The organism is Streptococcus sp. DTU_2020_1001019_1_SI_AUS_MUR_006 (assembly GCF_032340315.1).
Lineage (GTDB): Bacteria > Bacillota > Bacilli > Lactobacillales > Streptococcaceae > Streptococcus.
Window position 1 is genome coordinate 1767022 of record NZ_CP135436.1, and the last position, 16094, is coordinate 1783115.

9 protein-coding genes are annotated in these 16094 nt (G+C 41.6%); 2 read left to right on the forward strand and 7 right to left on the reverse strand.

Translation table 11 applies throughout. The annotated features are described in order from the left end of the window. Positions 1-32: 32 nt before the first annotated feature. A complete protein-coding gene (locus tag RRU92_RS08490) occupies positions 33-2486 on the reverse strand; it encodes a bifunctional DnaQ family exonuclease/ATP-dependent helicase (RefSeq protein WP_315639365.1) in 2454 nt (817 codons plus the stop codon). A 118-nt stretch (positions 2487-2604) separates the two neighbouring features. Between RRU92_RS08490 and RRU92_RS08495 the strand changes: the two genes are divergently transcribed. Further along, positions 2605-2790: a hypothetical protein gene (locus tag RRU92_RS08495; protein ID WP_315639366.1), complete on the forward strand. Its 186-nt coding sequence runs from the start codon at positions 2605-2607 to the stop codon at positions 2788-2790. Between the two features lie 23 nt (positions 2791-2813). On the opposite strand, the gene RRU92_RS08500 is transcribed toward RRU92_RS08495, so the two are convergent. The 6 genes from RRU92_RS08500 to RRU92_RS08525 form a co-directional block, all read right to left on the reverse strand. Continuing rightward, positions 2814-3662: an NAD(P)H-hydrate dehydratase gene (locus RRU92_RS08500; RefSeq protein ID WP_315639367.1), complete on the reverse strand. Its 849-nt coding sequence runs from the start codon at positions 3660-3662 to the stop codon at positions 2814-2816. An 11-nt stretch (positions 3663-3673) separates the two neighbouring features. Continuing rightward, entirely contained in the window at positions 3674-4495 is an 822-nt protein-coding gene (locus tag RRU92_RS08505; RefSeq protein ID WP_315639368.1) for a phosphate ABC transporter ATPase, read from the reverse strand. Positions 4496-4622: 127 nt separating this feature from the next. Further along, on the reverse strand, positions 4623-13025 hold the full coding sequence (locus RRU92_RS08510; RefSeq protein WP_410530679.1) for an SIALI-17 repeat-containing surface protein: 8403 nt from the start codon (positions 13023-13025) through the stop codon (positions 4623-4625). Positions 13026-13262: 237 nt separating this feature from the next. Continuing rightward, the gene (locus RRU92_RS08515; RefSeq protein WP_315639369.1) at positions 13263-14117 is read right to left on the reverse strand and encodes a bifunctional methylenetetrahydrofolate dehydrogenase/methenyltetrahydrofolate cyclohydrolase; all 855 of its coding nucleotides are present in this window, start codon (positions 14115-14117) and stop codon (positions 13263-13265) included. A gap of 132 nt (positions 14118-14249) precedes the next feature. Next, positions 14250-14984 (reverse strand): amino acid ABC transporter ATP-binding protein, encoded by a 735-nt coding sequence (locus RRU92_RS08520; protein ID WP_045762888.1) that lies wholly within the window; start codon positions 14982-14984, stop codon positions 14250-14252. Further along, a complete protein-coding gene (locus tag RRU92_RS08525) occupies positions 14984-15667 on the reverse strand; it encodes an amino acid ABC transporter permease (protein WP_315639370.1) in 684 nt (227 codons plus the stop codon). Before RRU92_RS08525 ends, RRU92_RS08520 begins: the two co-directional genes overlap by 1 nt. A gap of 196 nt (positions 15668-15863) precedes the next feature. On the opposite strand from RRU92_RS08525, the gene RRU92_RS08530 reads away from it, so the two are divergent. Then, positions 15864-16094 (forward strand): DUF1797 family protein, encoded by a 231-nt coding sequence (locus tag RRU92_RS08530; protein WP_000443576.1) that lies wholly within the window; start codon positions 15864-15866, stop codon positions 16092-16094.

The following is a 16094-nucleotide window of genomic DNA, read 5'->3' on the forward strand; positions in this document are numbered from 1 at the left end:
AAAGGTCTCCTTCATTCTTTCAGATGTTTATTTTATTTTTTGTGTAAAAATTCTTGAACTTTTGAGAATACTTGCTCTTTGCCAACTTCTCTCACTCGACTAGTCTGTGACAAGGCCTTGCTAATCTGCTTTCCATATCGCTTGCTTGTCATTCGGCTATCCAAGATAAGGACAGATGAGCGCTGTCCAAGACGACGCATGGTTCTACCAATCGCTTGTTTGAGGCGAATAATAGCCATAGGAAGTTGATAGTCATAGAAAGGATTTTTCCCTTCAAGGCGGAGTTCCTGATTCATTTTTTTCGTAAAGGGATCTTCTGGATTTTGGAAGGGCAAGCGTGTTACCACTTCAATCACTCGAGGGTGAGTCGCAAAATCAACTCCCTCCCAAAAACTTCCTGTCCCTAGCAAGAGTTGAGAGTCTCCTCTTTCAAACCGTTTCTTGAGTTGAGCCGGATCCCCGTTCTTATATTGGGCTAGATGAGCAAGAGATAAAGAATCTGACACCCGCAGCAAAAGATCTTTTGAAGTGAATAAAACGAGCATAGGTTCTTCAAGATAAGACAAATCTTCCAGCACTTCTACAAGAGCCTGAGCATAGTCTTCTTGGGAGCTTTCTGTCACCAATGGAAAATCCTTAACGACCAAAATTTCTTGATTTTCTTGAAAATTCTCATCCAGTCTGTCAAAGGCTGCGTGCGGAAATCCCATTAGTTCAGGTAAAGATACTCTGCTACTAATTTCCAAGGTTGCAGAGACAGCTAAAAGCTGACAGTTTTCTGGAAAAATCTCAGAAAAGAGCAGACGTTGATTGCGACTGGAAGAAATGACAACCTTCTTGCTAGACAAGTCTGAGGCTGATAGCCAAAATTCTCCGTCAGTGCAGAAAAATCGCCGATAATCTTGGAAACCTTGAACTTCTAACTCTGAGAAATCCTGTTGGAGCTGGGCCATTGTTGTTGCCGGACACATTCTTCGTTTACCAGATAGGAACTGGTCCATCAAGTGACAAAGCTCAAAGCGAATACTCTCCATCAAGCGTTTTTGAAGCGTCCCTTCTTCTCGAACTAGAGCTTGATCTAGTTGGTCTACTATGTCGTTTAATAAGTAACTCTTTTGTAAAAGATTTTCCAAAGTTAATAAGATCTTCTGGGCCTCATCCAAAATCAAGATACGACCATCTAACAGACTGGGATCATCCTCAAGTCTGGTAACTAGATAGGCATGATTGGTCACAAGTAGCTGGCAAGAGCGAGCCTTTTTCTGACCACGTCTCCAAAAATCCTCTAACCAAAAGAGAGAAGCTTTCGGAAGATTACCATCGTGTACCAAGTTTGGTAAAAACTGCTGGTAGCGATAAAGCTGACCAATCTCGTCTAGGTCCCCCGTTTCTGTCTCGGTTAACCAAACCAGGAGTTGCATCTTGAATCGAGTGTACAAACGATTGGATTCTTCTTCCTCTAGTGCATGATGAAAGGCATCTAGTTTTAGATAATTCTGTGGTCCTTTAAGATTATGAATCGAAAGGTGAAAGACCTCTTCCAATCTACGAGCCTCTTCTTGCATCACTTGATTTTGTAGAACTTTAGTAGGAACACTGAGAAGGATTCCTTTTTCGTTTTCTAGTGATAAAGCAGGTAACAAATAGCCGTAGGTTTTTCCGATCCCCGTCTGAGCCTGAACAAAGGCAAGCTTCTCATTCTGTAGAAAAGTTTGAACCTTCTGAGCAAAGCTAGCTTGCGGAAGTCTATCTTCCAAATTCAACAAGGCAATATTGGTTTGAAAATCCTTGGAAAGTTTTCGTGGAGAAAGGACTGATTTTTCTTTTCTTAAAAATATACCTTGCACCTCAACCAAATCATGTTCTGCAAGGATTGACTGCTTCTGATAAACTTCTTCAATGACTAGATAAGACTCATATAATAAACCATCTGACAAGTTTAACAAGCGTTCCAACAAGCCTTTAGGCAGTTGAAACATTTTTTGACGCATACAGAGAAAGAGCTCTGCTGTTGCCTGAGCATCTGATAGAGCAGTATGGGCTTTTTCTAGTGAAATTCCCAACTCTTGACAGAGAATCCCCAGATTGTATTTTTCAAGTTGAGGATAAAACACCTGAGCCAACTCGACTGTATCGATACGGGGAGTACGCAATTCATAGCCCTCAAAAAAGAGGAATTCTGCTAATAAATTAGCATCGAATTGAACATTGTGCGCAACAAAAACACCGTCCTTGACCAAGTCAAAAATTTTTCCAGCCACCTGAGGAAACTCTGGTGCCTCTGCTAGTCGCTGGTCGGTCAAGCCCGTTAATTCTTTGATATGAGAATCCAAGGGTTCGTGGGGATTGACATCCGTTGCAAATTGGTCAACAATCTCGCCATTTTCAATGACCACGATTCCTACTTGGATAATTTTTGCCTTGCTTCCGGTACTGGTCGCTTCTAAATCCACGACAACATACCGATCATTTCTAAAATTCATCATTAAAAATTATATCAAAATTTACAGCATTTGACATCCATGAACTTTATTGGAAGGGTCAAGTTTCTTGCAAGTTTTGAATAAAAATGATTGAATAGAAGTGTAGAAAAGGAGGGACATCATGAACCCATTAGCTTTGTTTAATCAAGTAAAAGAGCTAATCGAGAAAAAAGATTTGGCTGCCGCAAAAACTTTTGTCGAAGAAAACAAGGACCAACTCGGTGAATACCTTAGTCAAGCTCAAAGCCTGATTTCAGGAACAGAAGGGATCAGTAATCTTGTTGATAAGGTCAAAGGACTCTTCTAATTCTTAAAAGGCACCTGAAAACCTCAGGTGTCTTTTTGTATTTTCTTCATGAAGACTGGGAGTTGTTGACTAATCGTAGTTGGCATGACGACATAATTATCCTCAGCTAGAGTTTGGGCAATTGCTGAGTGCAAATAAGTCGCTACTGCGACCCTTTCATAGAGGCTAACTTGTGGGAATTGACCAGCAAAACCGGCAATCATCCCAGCCAGAGTATCACCCATTCCTCCAGTTGCCTGATAGGGGCCACCGACACTCAGCTGATAACAATCAACTTGTCCAGCTTGCCAGATTCGAGTAGCTGGACCTTTTTGAACCAAAATCGTTCCTGAAGGGAATCTCTTCAAAGCCTCTCCTGTTTCCTTGCTTCCTTGGGAATCCAAATCTAAGCCTGACAAGACTTGCCATTCCCTCTGGTGAGGAGTTAAAACAAGCTGGGCTTTGGGGAATTTCATTCCCGTCTTAGCAAAAATGGATAAGGCACCACCATCCAGTATGAGAGTCTGGTCTTGATTTGAACGATGAAAGACTGTTTGAAGAAGCTCTTCTCCACGCTCATCATCCACTAGTCCAGGTCCAACCAAGACAATATTAGCTTTCGGCAACTGTTGCTCAAGCAATTGCTTATCGTCAAGAGTAAAAGCCATAGCCTCCGGCAGATGGCTATGCAGAGCTGGAATATTCTCTTTATCCGTTGCTACTGTCACCAATCCTGCGCCACTTTTAACAGCTCCTAAGGCAGCCATAATAATCGCTCCCCCATAGGGATAAGTTCCCCCGATCAAGAGAAGACGCCCATAGTCTCCCTTATGACTAGAACGAGAACGCTCGATGATCACTTTTTTCAATAGAGCTTGATCAATCTCTTTCATACACTACTCCTTCACTTCAACTTATCCTTACCATGCAGTACTTGATTAACCTTGGTATTCCAAGCCTGTAACCCTTCTCCCTCATAGTCTAGGTAAATCACTCTATCTTGTAATTGACAAGGAATCAAACCTTCAAAACAAGCCTTATCTTTTGAAGGAATAACACACAAATGAAGAAAGGTATCCAAATCTAAACTATCTCTTACCTTCGCAACATGATAGCCATCAAAGATATAACCTGGTGCTTGAATTAATTCTTCATACAGAAAATGAAAACTAACGCCAGGAATGAACTTTTCTTGCAATTCCTCCTCAGAAGGTGCCCTTCCTAACAAACGCTCCATAGCGAGTCGGTAACCCGAAGTCGTATTAGACCATCCGAACATGATATAGTCAAAATAGTCTGCTGGATCAGAAGCTGCATTACGACTATCTGTAACTAGCTCAGCCCCACTTTTACCAAATACTTTTACCGCCGACATGAGTTTTCCAGTCTGAAAAATAGCCTGAGCCACCTCAACTGTACAAGTATGACTACAATAATCTGAGGTAACCAACTTCCTCTGGATATCATAGGTAGAAGCTACAAGGCGATGACTTGGTCTGTAGGGAGGAAAAAAGCTATGCTCTTGCAAGTAATCATGAATTTGTATTTTTAATTCATGATTCTCACATTCCACAATGGTCTGACGATGATGGTTCTGTTCGTAAGCAATAAACTTTGCTAGCTTCTCCAATTCCCATTCTTTAATCTGAGGATAGTTTTCAAGAGCAAATTGATACATCCCATCCCACTGGAGACTAAAATCTGCATTATAAACTTTTACAATCATGGTCCTTCTCCTCACATTCTCTTACTTTCATTATACACCTCACTACCCAATTAATAAAGGAGAAGACTATGCTATCTTCTCCTTCTTTTATAATGATTTGCTTTTTCAGAGCTATGAGTTATCAACCTTACTTTTCTTTACGTTTAACTGTTAGTAGAGCTACTGATAAAACAAGACTGAGACTTGCTAGGAAGGCAGCTGTATCAGATCGACTTTCACCTGTTTCTGGAAGTCTTGCTGAATTTGCTTTTCCTGGATTATTTCCAGAAACCTCTCCCTGAGCTACTAGCCCATGAGCTGATTCTACTGGTTCTTGATTTTGTTCTTTATAGACAATCGCATAAAGTCCTAGATCTTTGGTGACAAATTCAACTGTGTCACCTACAAGCGTCACCTTCTGAACCTGCAAGCCTTGATCTAAGCTCATGTGATAAACTCCTTGAACCTGACCCTTGACTGGCAATCTCACTAGAACTGCACCTTTTGGATCAACCATTTGGTTATCTTTATCTAGCAATTTCACTTGATAAGCATCGTATTGCTTACCAGCTAATTCTTGGCGTAGAACCTTTTGAACTTGAAGCTTGAGATTAGCATCCAAGTCTTGAGATAGCCCTGCTACCAGAACTCCAGTTTCCTTATCAGATAAGATTTGAACCTCTGCAGTTGGTTTTTCCACACTTGGGGCTGGTTCGTCGCCTACTGTACCGATTGCTTCTGTGTATTCTGGTAACTCGTTTTTAGCGGCTTCTACTGCATTGACGCCACCATCAAATTCTGGGATTTCTACTACTGGAGCTGGCTCATCGCCTACTGTGCCGATTGCTTCTGTGTATTCTGGCAACTCGTTTTTAGCTGCTTCCACAGCATTAACGCTACCTGTAAATTCTGGGACTTCTACTACCGGAGCTGGTTCGTCGCCTACTGTGCCGATTGCTTCTGTGTATTCTGGCAACTCATGCTTAGCGGCTTCTACTGCATTGACGCCACCATCAAATTCTGGAATTTCTACTACCGGAGCTGGTTCGTCGCCTACTGTGCCGATTGCTTCTGTGTACTCTGGCAACTCATTTTTAGCGGCTTCTACTGCATTGACACCACCTTCAAATTCTGGCACTTCTACTACTGGAGCTGGTTCGTTGCCTACTGTGCCGATTGCTTCTGTGTATTCTGGCAACTCGTTTTTAGCGGCTTCTACTGCATTGACTCCGCCCTCAAATTCTGGCACTTCTACTACAGGAGCTGGTTCGTCGCCTACTGTGCCGATTGCTTCTGTGTATTCTGGCAATTCATTCTTAGCGGCTTCTAGAGCATTGACGCCACCTGTAAATTCTGGGACTTCATGCTTAGCAGCCTCTACTGCATTGACGCCACCCTCAAATTCTGGGACTTCTACTACTGGTGCTGGCTCGTCGCCTACTGTGCCGATTGCTTCTGTGTATTCTGGCAACTCGTTTTTAGCGGCTTCTACTGCATTGACACCACCCTCAAATTCTGGAACTTCTACTACCGGAGCTGGCTCGTCGCCTACTGTGCCGATTGCCTCTGTGTATTCTGGCAATTCATTCTTAGCGGCTTCTACTGCATTGACTCCGCCCTTGAATTCTGGGACTTCTACTACTGGTGCTGGTTCGTCACCTACTGTGCCGATTGCTTCTGTGTATTCTGGTAACTCATGCTTAGCGGCTTCTACCGCATTGACACCACCTTCAAATTCTGGGACTTCTACTACTGGTGCTGGCTCATCACCTGCTGTCCCGATTGCATTTGTGTATTCTGGCAACTCATGCTTGGCAGCTTCAGCAGCATTGACGCCACCATCAAATTCTGGAACTTCTACGACTGGAGCTGGCTCGTCACCTTTGCTAGTAGTAATGGCTGGTTTGACCTTAACTTCAACAACTCGATCTTGCGCCTCAGTCGTATCTGTATGAACAGTTGTACGGTTAGATCCTAGAACCTCAACATAATCAACTCTTTCACCCTTCTTACCTTCTGAGATTACACGACGTTCATCTTGCGCTAAGTCATTGTTTTCACGAATAATTTCCTTAAATGGAATTTCGGTCTTGACAACTTCTAAACTTGGTCGTTCGAGAACAGGACTTTGGTCGCCTTCTTCTGGAACTATACGGTGACTAGACTTGAAGTGAATACGATATTCCTTGACAAGACTACCATCCTTAGCAAGAAGACGAACAAGGCTAGGAAGGCTAGGAAGGTTATCCTGACTAGACTCAACAACCGTTGTCACACCGTGACCACTTGCTTGAGCAGTCACCTGTGGTTTAGTGCCATTTAAACTCACTGTATAATCTGAAACCGCAGGATCAAAGTTTTCTAATGCTTTTCCAGCAACTGAAATGGTCACTGAAGGAGTTTCCTCATCTCTTGCTTTAGCAGGAGAGTAAGCACTAAATTCGACCATTGCTAGACCATTAGTTGTCGATTTACGAGTCATGCGTGCTCGAATGGCTGTTGTCTGAATTGGATCAAAGGTAAATTCGATTGGTTTACCAGCCACGATTTCTCCAGATGCCTTATAAGGAATTTCTTGCCAGTTTTCTGCCTTATTAAATGGATGATCCGCATTTTCTTCATAACGAGAAATGGTACTTGGTTCTGTATAGGCAGGCCCAACATATCTTTCCAGTACCATTGTCGCAGGTGCGTCTGTTCCACTGTCTTTAAAGAACTGAATAGCTACTTTTCCAACAGACTGAGGTGTAATCTGACCATTCTTCTTAAAGAGAATTCCCACAGATGTTTCTTGGTCTTTCGGAGTTCGAGACCAGTTAGTCCAACGTCCATCCTCGTTAAAGTGACCATCGTTGATATAGAAAATCTTATCCCGAGAAGCTGCTTGTGTATCATTTGTAGTAGATGCAAAGGCTTTAGAATCTGTCGCATTATTGCTTGCATTCTCAGAGATAACTTGATTACCTTTTGTAACAACTGTTACTTGCATCTTGGTTGTTAAGTCTGTTCCTAGAACATGACCAAGCACTTCAAAGTTACCTTCTTGGGCAGTCGCATGTTCTGGAATTGCATCCCATTGAACAGAAAGGTTATCTTTAACCCAGCCATCTTGTGATGGATAGTAGACTGTTACCTCGGCAGGCAATTGAAGTTGATCGCCAACATTCAAGGTCTGGGCACTATTTTCCGCAGCTACTGGTTGTGTTGACTCTTTTTCGTCATCACGGAAGATACGATATTCTTTAAGAACAGTTCCATCCTCAGCTTTCAAGATAAGACGTGTCGCACCTTTTTCACTTATTGCAGGAACAACCGTTACCAAACCGTTGTTGCTGGCTGTGGCAGTGATTTCCTTGCTTGCTTGAGGAATATAATACTCTGTCTTAGATGGATTGAAATGTTCGAGCTTCTTGCCATCTACTTGGATAGAAATTTCTGAGCTGGTAGCACTTGGAACCTTACTTCCTAAAATAGTAATTTCTGTTAAACCAACACCAGCCTTTCCATCTGCCTTCTTCATACGCATACGAACAGCATAAGTTTCAACCTTGTCAAATGTAAAGTGGTTTGTTTGACCTGCAGATAATTGTCCTGGAGCTTTTAGATGTTCAACTTCTTTCCAGTTGGCAGCATTGTTGAATGGATGGTTGGTATCACGCTGAGCATTATTGACATCATTTGGAAGATCTGGAACTTCTTGACCGACATAGTATTCAATAACATATTCTTTTGGAAGTCCGATTGCCCCGTCTGTATAGAAATCAACTGATAGATTGTCGACAAAGCGCTTGGTCAAATCACCAGAGTTACCAAACAAGATAGATGCCCAGTCATTATCAGTACCTGTTTGCCATGTAGTCCATCGATTCTTAACATCTGTACTGGCTCTTGAAACTGTCAAGTCGTTCAAAGTACTTGCCGAATCATCACCACCCGTATTGGACACGATAGCCGCTGGCAATTGAGAACCAGTCCATTGTTTAGAGATGTTATTTCCAGCAACAACTTGACTAGAAACACGAATATGAGCCTTGGTAGTCAGATGGCTACCCACTAATTGACCCTTGATTTCATAGATACCTTCAGTCTGACTAAAGTTTTCAGGAACCTTGTCCCAAAGGACATCTTTATAGACAGTTGTTCCATTAGAATGATAAGCACGAACACTAGCAGGTAATTGAACAGTTTCACCCTTAGGAAGAGTAAGGCTGATTTCTTCTGCAACCTGCAAACCTTCAACAGTCACATTGGCAAGAGCCTCAATATCTGTACCTTCGACATGACCTTTAAGGGTAAAGCTATGATAGTAACCAAGTTCTTTGGCATCTACCTTGTCCCAAGTTACAGCTACCTTACGAGGCAAGCCCTTATCAAATTCTGCTCCGATTTGATCAGGCAAATTCGGTTGCTGATTGATATCTGTAGAGATAGAAACAGGATGTAGCTTGACAATTTTCTTGTCTACTGTATTTTCTTTTATCACAAGTTCAGTTGCTACAGACTGAGTCTTATCAGTTTGATTGTCAATACGAGGAGTGAGGGTTACACTACCTTTCGTGTAAAGAAGCAAGTTCTGGCCGTTCACCTCAAGATGAGCACCATCAGCTGACTTAGCTTCCAAATGGATATCTGACGCTGAAAATTCAGTCTGTGAACCATCCTCATAATGTCCAATGACATGATAAGGGAGAACTTGGTCTTCTGTTGCAGTTTCTTTTCCTTCAACACTTACTTCCAAGCGTGTCAAGGCAGGAGCTTCCTTCACAAACTGAATCAAATAAGTTTGAACCAAGTCACCCTTCTGGTCACTCAAGAACACAGAAGCCTGATAATCATTAGCTGCTGAAGCTTGTTGAACAGTTACTTGGTAGCCAGTAGTTTGTGCACCAACATTTGGAATCTTAGCAGTATAAGGAAGGGATACTCGGTAGTAGGTCTTTCCAGACTCAAAGTCAGCGAGAGCCTTGTCACCAACAGTGAGACCTGTAACAGTACTTTCTGTTTCCTTATCACTCGCGATAAAGGTTGCCGTAACCTCGTAGTCATTGCCTTCCAATTTACCAGTTGCTTCAGTACGTCCACCTTCTCTTGTCAAGGAAGAAGGATCTTTCAAGGTCCAAGAAACAACATCCGCATCAACCAAGTTACCATCTGATAAAACAGCCGTAACAGTCTTGTCCAAATTTTCAACAGCTGTACCAACTGGGACAGTTGCTACCTTAGGCAACCACTTATCGAGTGCAACCACCTTAACAAGGGCTTCAGCCTTAGCTTCAAGTCCTTCCACGCTACCAAGAACTTTTTTCTCACCTGCACTAGTAAGGAGATCATCTGGTATATCCCAAGTTACAGATTTTTCTTCAACACTGCCGTCGCTATAAATAGCTGTCACAGTTTTTGGTAATTTAGGATCCTCGCTGACATCAGTTCTTGCCTTAACAGGGGCAAAAGCAACAAAGTGACGGTTTTCTTTCTTACCTGAAACAGTTGTGACTGTTGCTTGATCAGAAGCTAAACCTGCAGAATCTGCAAAGAGGGTAAATTTCCCTTCTTTTTCAGTGGATTTAACAATGACAACACCTTTACCATTGAAGGCTTTTCTCTGCCATGTGCCATCTTTCTGAGCTTTATAACGTTCACGACTAGCTTGTTCTCCATTATCCACACCAACGATTTGTCCTTGGCCATGAAGATTGAAATGAACAAGATTATTGGCAGTTGGAACGACATTGCCATCCTCATCAACGATTTCATAATGGATATAAGATAAATCTTTACCGTCTGCAGTGATGACATGTTCTTCCTTGGTGAGTCGAACTCTAGCTGGTTCCCCAGCTGTTGTCACACTATCACGCGCAATTTCTTTGCCATTTTCATCACGAGCAATAGCTGTTAAGGTACCCGGTTTATAGTCAACCAACCACTCAAGATACAATTCACTTGGTTTAGCTCCCTCGTGATAAGGGCGCCCATCTTCAGTTGTTTTCTTAACAAATTCTTTCTTACCAAGGGATTCGTTATTCAAGAACAATTCTACGCTAGCGGCATTTGAGAAGGTCCGAACTGGAACCTTGCCATTGATGAGCATATTACGTTCCTTGAGCGTTTCTTTTGTCCAATTCCAGTGAGGCATGATACGAACAGTTGGTTTTTCTTTGGCACTATACCACTCACTACGGTATAAATAGAAATCATTCTTAGGCAATCCTGCCGTATCAATAATACCAAAGTAAGAGCTTTTCACTGGTGTATTATCCTGGTTATGCCAAGGTGTAGGTTCACCGATATAGTCGAAACCAGTCCAGATGAACTGACCTGCATAGCCAGCACGATCACGGTCAAAAGTCCAAGATTCAGTAGCTGTTCTACCCCAGGCTACACGATCATTACCATAGTCTGACTGTTCATAGTGACGATTTGGACGATTGTCGTGCCAGAGTAAATGAGCAGGATCAAAATAAGAATCACGAGTTCGAGTTGCTGAAGAAGTTTCAGAACCGTAAATCAACCAGTCTGGATGGGCTTTACGAACTGCATCATAATTACGCTCACCATAGTTCATACCAACAGCATCCATGATTGCTGCTAATTCTAAGAACAAGCCTGTAGAAGCACGACTGAATTTGTTTTCACCCATGGTCACATAGCGCTCTGTATCGATAGCTTTTATGACAGCTTTCAAGCGCTTAGCTGTTTCTAGTGAACGTTTTCCACCATCAGCCTCATCCACTTCATTACCGAGCGACCACATGATGATTGAAGGATTATTTTTATCTCGTTCAACCATGGTTCTGAGGTCAAAATCAGACCACTTCTCACCCTTCTTGGCTTCTGGATGAGTTGCATCTTGATCAAAGAAACGTCCATAGTCATATGTTTTCTTGCCACGATACCAAGTATCAAAGGCTTCTTCTTGCACCAAAAGTCCTAGACTTGCCGCAGCATCTAACAACTGTGGACTTGCTGGATTGTGGGTTGTACGGATAGAGTTAACTCCCATATCTTTTAGGAGTTTTAATTTTCGGTAGGTTGCCTTATAGTTTTCTTCTGCCCCCAAGGCACCGTTATCATGGTGGATACTAACTCCATGGAATTTCATTCTCTCACCGTTCAGTGAGAATCCTTCTTTGGCTGTCCAGTTAAAATAACGGTAACCAAAAGTATCTTCTGTAACATCAACTAGCTGACCTTCTTTATAAACCTTGGTTTTCAGAACATAGAGCTGAGGATGGTAGCTTTTCGTTGTCCAGAGGGTTGGCTTATTAACCAAAATCGTTTGCTTAAAGTCTGCTGTCTCATTTCCTGCTAGGCTCTTAGTTACAGAACGAACCAAATCTGAAACAGCCTTACCTTCCTTAGTAAAAATCTGTTGCTCCACAAATACCTTGGCTAAAGTCTTGGCAGTATTTTTGATCTTGCTTTGGATTTGTGTTTCAACGTTGCCATCTTTTTGTTCAGCTAGTTTTGGAGTTGTAATATGATTTCCATTTTCAGCTACCTGCACCTTGTCGCGATAGCTCAGAGTTACATCGCGATAGATACCACTTCCTGAGTACCAACGACTACTTGGTTGCTTATTGGTAACTTGGACAGCAATGGTATTTTCACTGCCATCTTTATTTAAAAATTCAGTGATGTCATATGAAAAATGATTGTAACCACTTGGATAATGGCCTACAAATTTACCATTGACATAGACCTTAGAGTCCATGTAAACTCCATCAAAATTGATCCGAACATCTTTGTCCTTAGCAGCTTCATCTACCGTGAAAGTCTTGCGATACCAGGCAGTACCCCCGTTTAATTGACCACCTTCATTTCGAGCAGGAGACTTGTGATCAAAATCAAAATAGATACTCCAGTCATGAGGAAGGTTCAACTTAGACCAATCATGAACATCTACATCTTTCTTAGAAAAATCACCCTGAGCGTTTAGTTTAAAATACCAGTCTTTGTTGAAATTTTGTTTTCTTTCTTCAAGGAGCTGATTTTCTTTTTCCTTCTCTTTTGTAGCTTGAGGTGATTCACTTGCAGAAGCTTTTTCTTCCTTGCTTTTATCGTCCATTACAGGTTTATTCTGGTTAGTTGTATCTGTATGTTCTTCTCGAACTACTGGCTTTTCAGCACTTGCTTCTGAAACTGTAGACTCTTTCCCATTCGCTTCAGCAGCAGGTTTTGCAGTTTTTTCAACTTTGTCTTCTTTAGGGCTGACTACTTCTGCTTCCTTTTCTTCCTTAGGACTTGTTGCCTCAGTCACCTTTTCTTCGGTTGCTGGTTTTGCGGATTCAACAGTATCATTTTCTTCTTCAGTAGCGGAATCTTGTGGGCCATTTTGCTCAGCTTTTGCAATGGCTGCAGCAACCTCATCTGGAAGCTTATCTAAAGGTTGAACTTGATGAATCGTTTCCTCGCTGGGACTTGCTGCTTCGGTTTCAGCTGCTTGAGCCACCTGAAGACCAAATATACTAGCTCCAATCATAACCGAAGCCGCACCGATGGCAAATTTACGAATACTATAATGACACCGTCTTTCAAAAAATCTCTTATCCATTATTGTTCCTTTCCAATGTTCTAGTAAGCGATTACATTTTACTCCAAAAAATAAACCTCCCTCTAGACGCTTACTTATTTTATCCATATAAATATTGATGCTTTTAATATATCAAAATGGTAGAGTTTTTTCAATAATTTGTAGAAGTTTTACTGTAATTTTATTAAAATAAGTGCAAGAAAAAACAAGTTCATTTTTTAGAACTTGTTTCTTCACTATATAAAATCAATGCTTGTATTATCTATCCAAGCTACGCAATGCAGCTTGATAAGTTTGCTCCATTAGCATAGTAATGGTCATAGGACCAACTCCACCAGGTACAGGCGTGATATGACTAGCGATTGGCGCAACAGCCTCATAGTCAACATCTCCACAAAGCTTGCCATTTTCATCTCGGTTCATCCCCACATCAATGACAACAGCCCCAGGTTTGACAAAGTCAGCAGTCACAAACTTAGCACGACCAATTGCTACGACAAGAATATCCGCCTTAGAAGCTACCTTGGCCAGATTGTGTGTTCGTGAGTGGGTCAAGGTTACAGTTGCATTCTTAGCCAAAAGTAACTGGGCCATTGGTTTCCCGACAATATTTGAACGACCAATGACAACTGCATTCTTACCTTCTAGTTCAATCCCATACTCATGAAACATTTCCATGATACCAGCTGGAGTTGAAGGGATCATAACTGGATGACCAGACCAAAGGCGCCCCATGTTGAGCGGATGAAAACCATCCACGTCCTTTTCTGGATCAATAGCCAATAAAACAGCTTCTTCATCGATGTGTTTTGATAAGGGCAACTGCACCAAAATACCATGCCAAGCTGGATCGTGATTGTATTTGGCAATCAAGTCCAACAATTCCTCTTGGGTAATGGTCTCCGGAACTCTCACGACTTCACTTTGGAAACCTGCAGCTATCGCTGAACGTTCCTTGTTACGAACGTAAACCTGACTGGCTGGATTGTCCCCAACCAAAATAACCACCAAACCAGGAACCAAACCTGTCTCTTCTTTCAATTTCGCAGTCTTTTCAGCCAATTGTCCTTGTAGCTTGGCTGCTAAAGCCTTGCCATCAATAATCTGTGTCATGTGTTTTCTCTTTTCTAACAAATATCTTCTATTATATCAAAAAAACACTTGTTCCTCTAACACTTCTTACCTAAGAGACCTTATAGTCTGAAACTATAAGAAAAAGCCCCCTTGGAGCTTTTCATGATATTCTTACAAAACCTTACTCAAGAAATCCTTGGTTCTTTGTTCTTGGGTTTGTTCAAAGACTTGCTCTGGAGTTCCATCTTCGACAACAACACCGTCAGCCATAAAGATGACGCGGTCTGCCACTTCACGCGCAAAGCCCATCTCATGCGTTACGATGACCATGGTCATTCCTGACTTGGCAAGTTCTTGCATAACCGCTAGTACTTCCCCTACCATTTCTGGGTCTAGGGCAGAAGTCGGTTCATCAAAGAGTAGGACATCTGGTTCCATGGCAAGACCACGAGCAATAGCGATACGTTGTTGCTGTCCACCAGACAAACTTTGTGGATAAGCATCTGCCTTATCTGGTAAACCAACCTTTTCCAAGAGCTCATGCGCTCTCTTTTCAGCAACTTCCTTACTTTCCCCTTTGGTCTTGATAGGAGAAAGCGTGATGTTATCCTTCACTGTCATATTAGGGAAGAGATTGAACTGTTGGAAAACCATTCCCATCTTTTCACGCATGGCAAAGAGGTCGTTTTTCTTATCTGTAATGTCTACTCCTTCAAAGATAACCTTTCCTTTTGTCGCTTCTTCAAGGAGATTCATAGAGCGAAGGAGGGTTGACTTACCGCTACCAGATGGTCCGATAATCACCACAACTTCCCCTTTTTTGATTTCAAGATCAATCCCTTTTAAAACTTCATTCTTCCCAAAGTTTTTATGAAGGTTTTCAATTTTTATAAGCGTTTCAGTCATTATTTTTTCTCTCCTTGTCCCATACGATTTTCAAAAGCTTTCAAGGCTAGTGTCAAGATAGAGGTCATAATCAAGTAGTAAAAGGCTGCAAATAAGAGTGGAGTTAAAGGCAAGTAGGTGGTTGTTGACACCGTGGTAGCTCCATTCCACAATTCCATGACACCGATTGCTGACAAGAGTGAACTATCCTTGATAATGGTAATAAACTCATTCCCCAAGGCCGGCAAGATATTCTTGATAGCCTGTGGCAAGATGACATAGCGCATGGCATTTTTAGGACGAATCCCTAGAGAGTAAGCCGCCTCTAATTGACCTTTAGGTACTGCATTGATACCAGCACGAACTGTTTCTGATACATAGGCACCACTATTCATAGAGATAATGATAATCCCTGGAATCAAACGTGAAAAATCAACTCCCAAAACTCCAATCTGAATTGTCGGAGCATTGATATGCATAAGAGCAAAAGCAATCATGATCTGTACCATCATAGGTGTTCCACGGAAAATCCAAATATAAACATTGGCAAGCCAAGCTATGGGCTTCATTTTCGAACGTTGAGCAAAAGCCAAGACTACCCCTAAAATTGTCCCCAAAAAGACAACCAAAACAGAGATCAAGACTGTTACGAGAGCACCATAGTTAAAATATGGCAGATATTTAGGTAAAAAAGAAAAATTCATAAATCCACTACTTTCTAATTTCTAACTTAAAACTTGTATGAGTATAACATATTTTGAATAAAAATGCAATCTTTTTCCTTTCATTTTCAATAAAATTTCAAAGAAAATAGAAATAGCGAGAAATCTTAGTTTTTTCTAGTCAAGTGGATACTCTTTATGGTAAAATAGTAACGATAAGAAATGGAGGAGAATCAAAATGGAATCACATTTGGTTAGAATCATCAACCGCCTAGAAGCAATGACAAAAGATGGTGGTAACTTAAAACGTAACTTTGAGCGCGAGGGAGTTGTTGTAGCTGAAGTTGCTTTTAACCATGATGAAGAAAATGGCCCAATCTTTACACTTCGTGATGTTGAAGCGCGTGAAACATATACTTTTGACAGCATCGACTTGATTGCGATGGAAATTTACGAACTTCTATACTAA

Excerpts from the sequence above, each read along its gene's own strand:
- RRU92_RS08490 (WP_315639365.1), bottom strand. The coding sequence starts at position 2,486 with ATGATGAATTTTAGAAATGATCGGTATGTTGTCGTGGATTTAGAAGCG.
- RRU92_RS08495 (WP_315639366.1), top strand. The coding sequence starts at position 2,605 with ATGAACCCATTAGCTTTGTTTAATCAAGTAAAAGAGCTAATCGAGAAA.
- RRU92_RS08500 (WP_315639367.1), bottom strand. The coding sequence starts at position 3,662 with ATGAAAGAGATTGATCAAGCTCTATTGAAAAAAGTGATCATCGAGCGT.
- RRU92_RS08505 (WP_315639368.1), bottom strand. The coding sequence starts at position 4,495 with ATGATTGTAAAAGTTTATAATGCAGATTTTAGTCTCCAGTGGGATGGG.
- RRU92_RS08510 (WP_410530679.1), bottom strand. The coding sequence starts at position 13,025 with ATGGATAAGAGATTTTTTGAAAGACGGTGTCATTATAGTATTCGTAAA.
- RRU92_RS08515 (WP_315639369.1), bottom strand. The coding sequence starts at position 14,117 with ATGACACAGATTATTGATGGCAAGGCTTTAGCAGCCAAGCTACAAGGA.
- RRU92_RS08520 (WP_045762888.1), bottom strand. The coding sequence starts at position 14,984 with ATGACTGAAACGCTTATAAAAATTGAAAACCTTCATAAAAACTTTGGG.
- RRU92_RS08525 (WP_315639370.1), bottom strand. The coding sequence starts at position 15,667 with ATGAATTTTTCTTTTTTACCTAAATATCTGCCATATTTTAACTATGGT.
- RRU92_RS08530 (WP_000443576.1), top strand. The coding sequence starts at position 15,864 with ATGGAATCACATTTGGTTAGAATCATCAACCGCCTAGAAGCAATGACA.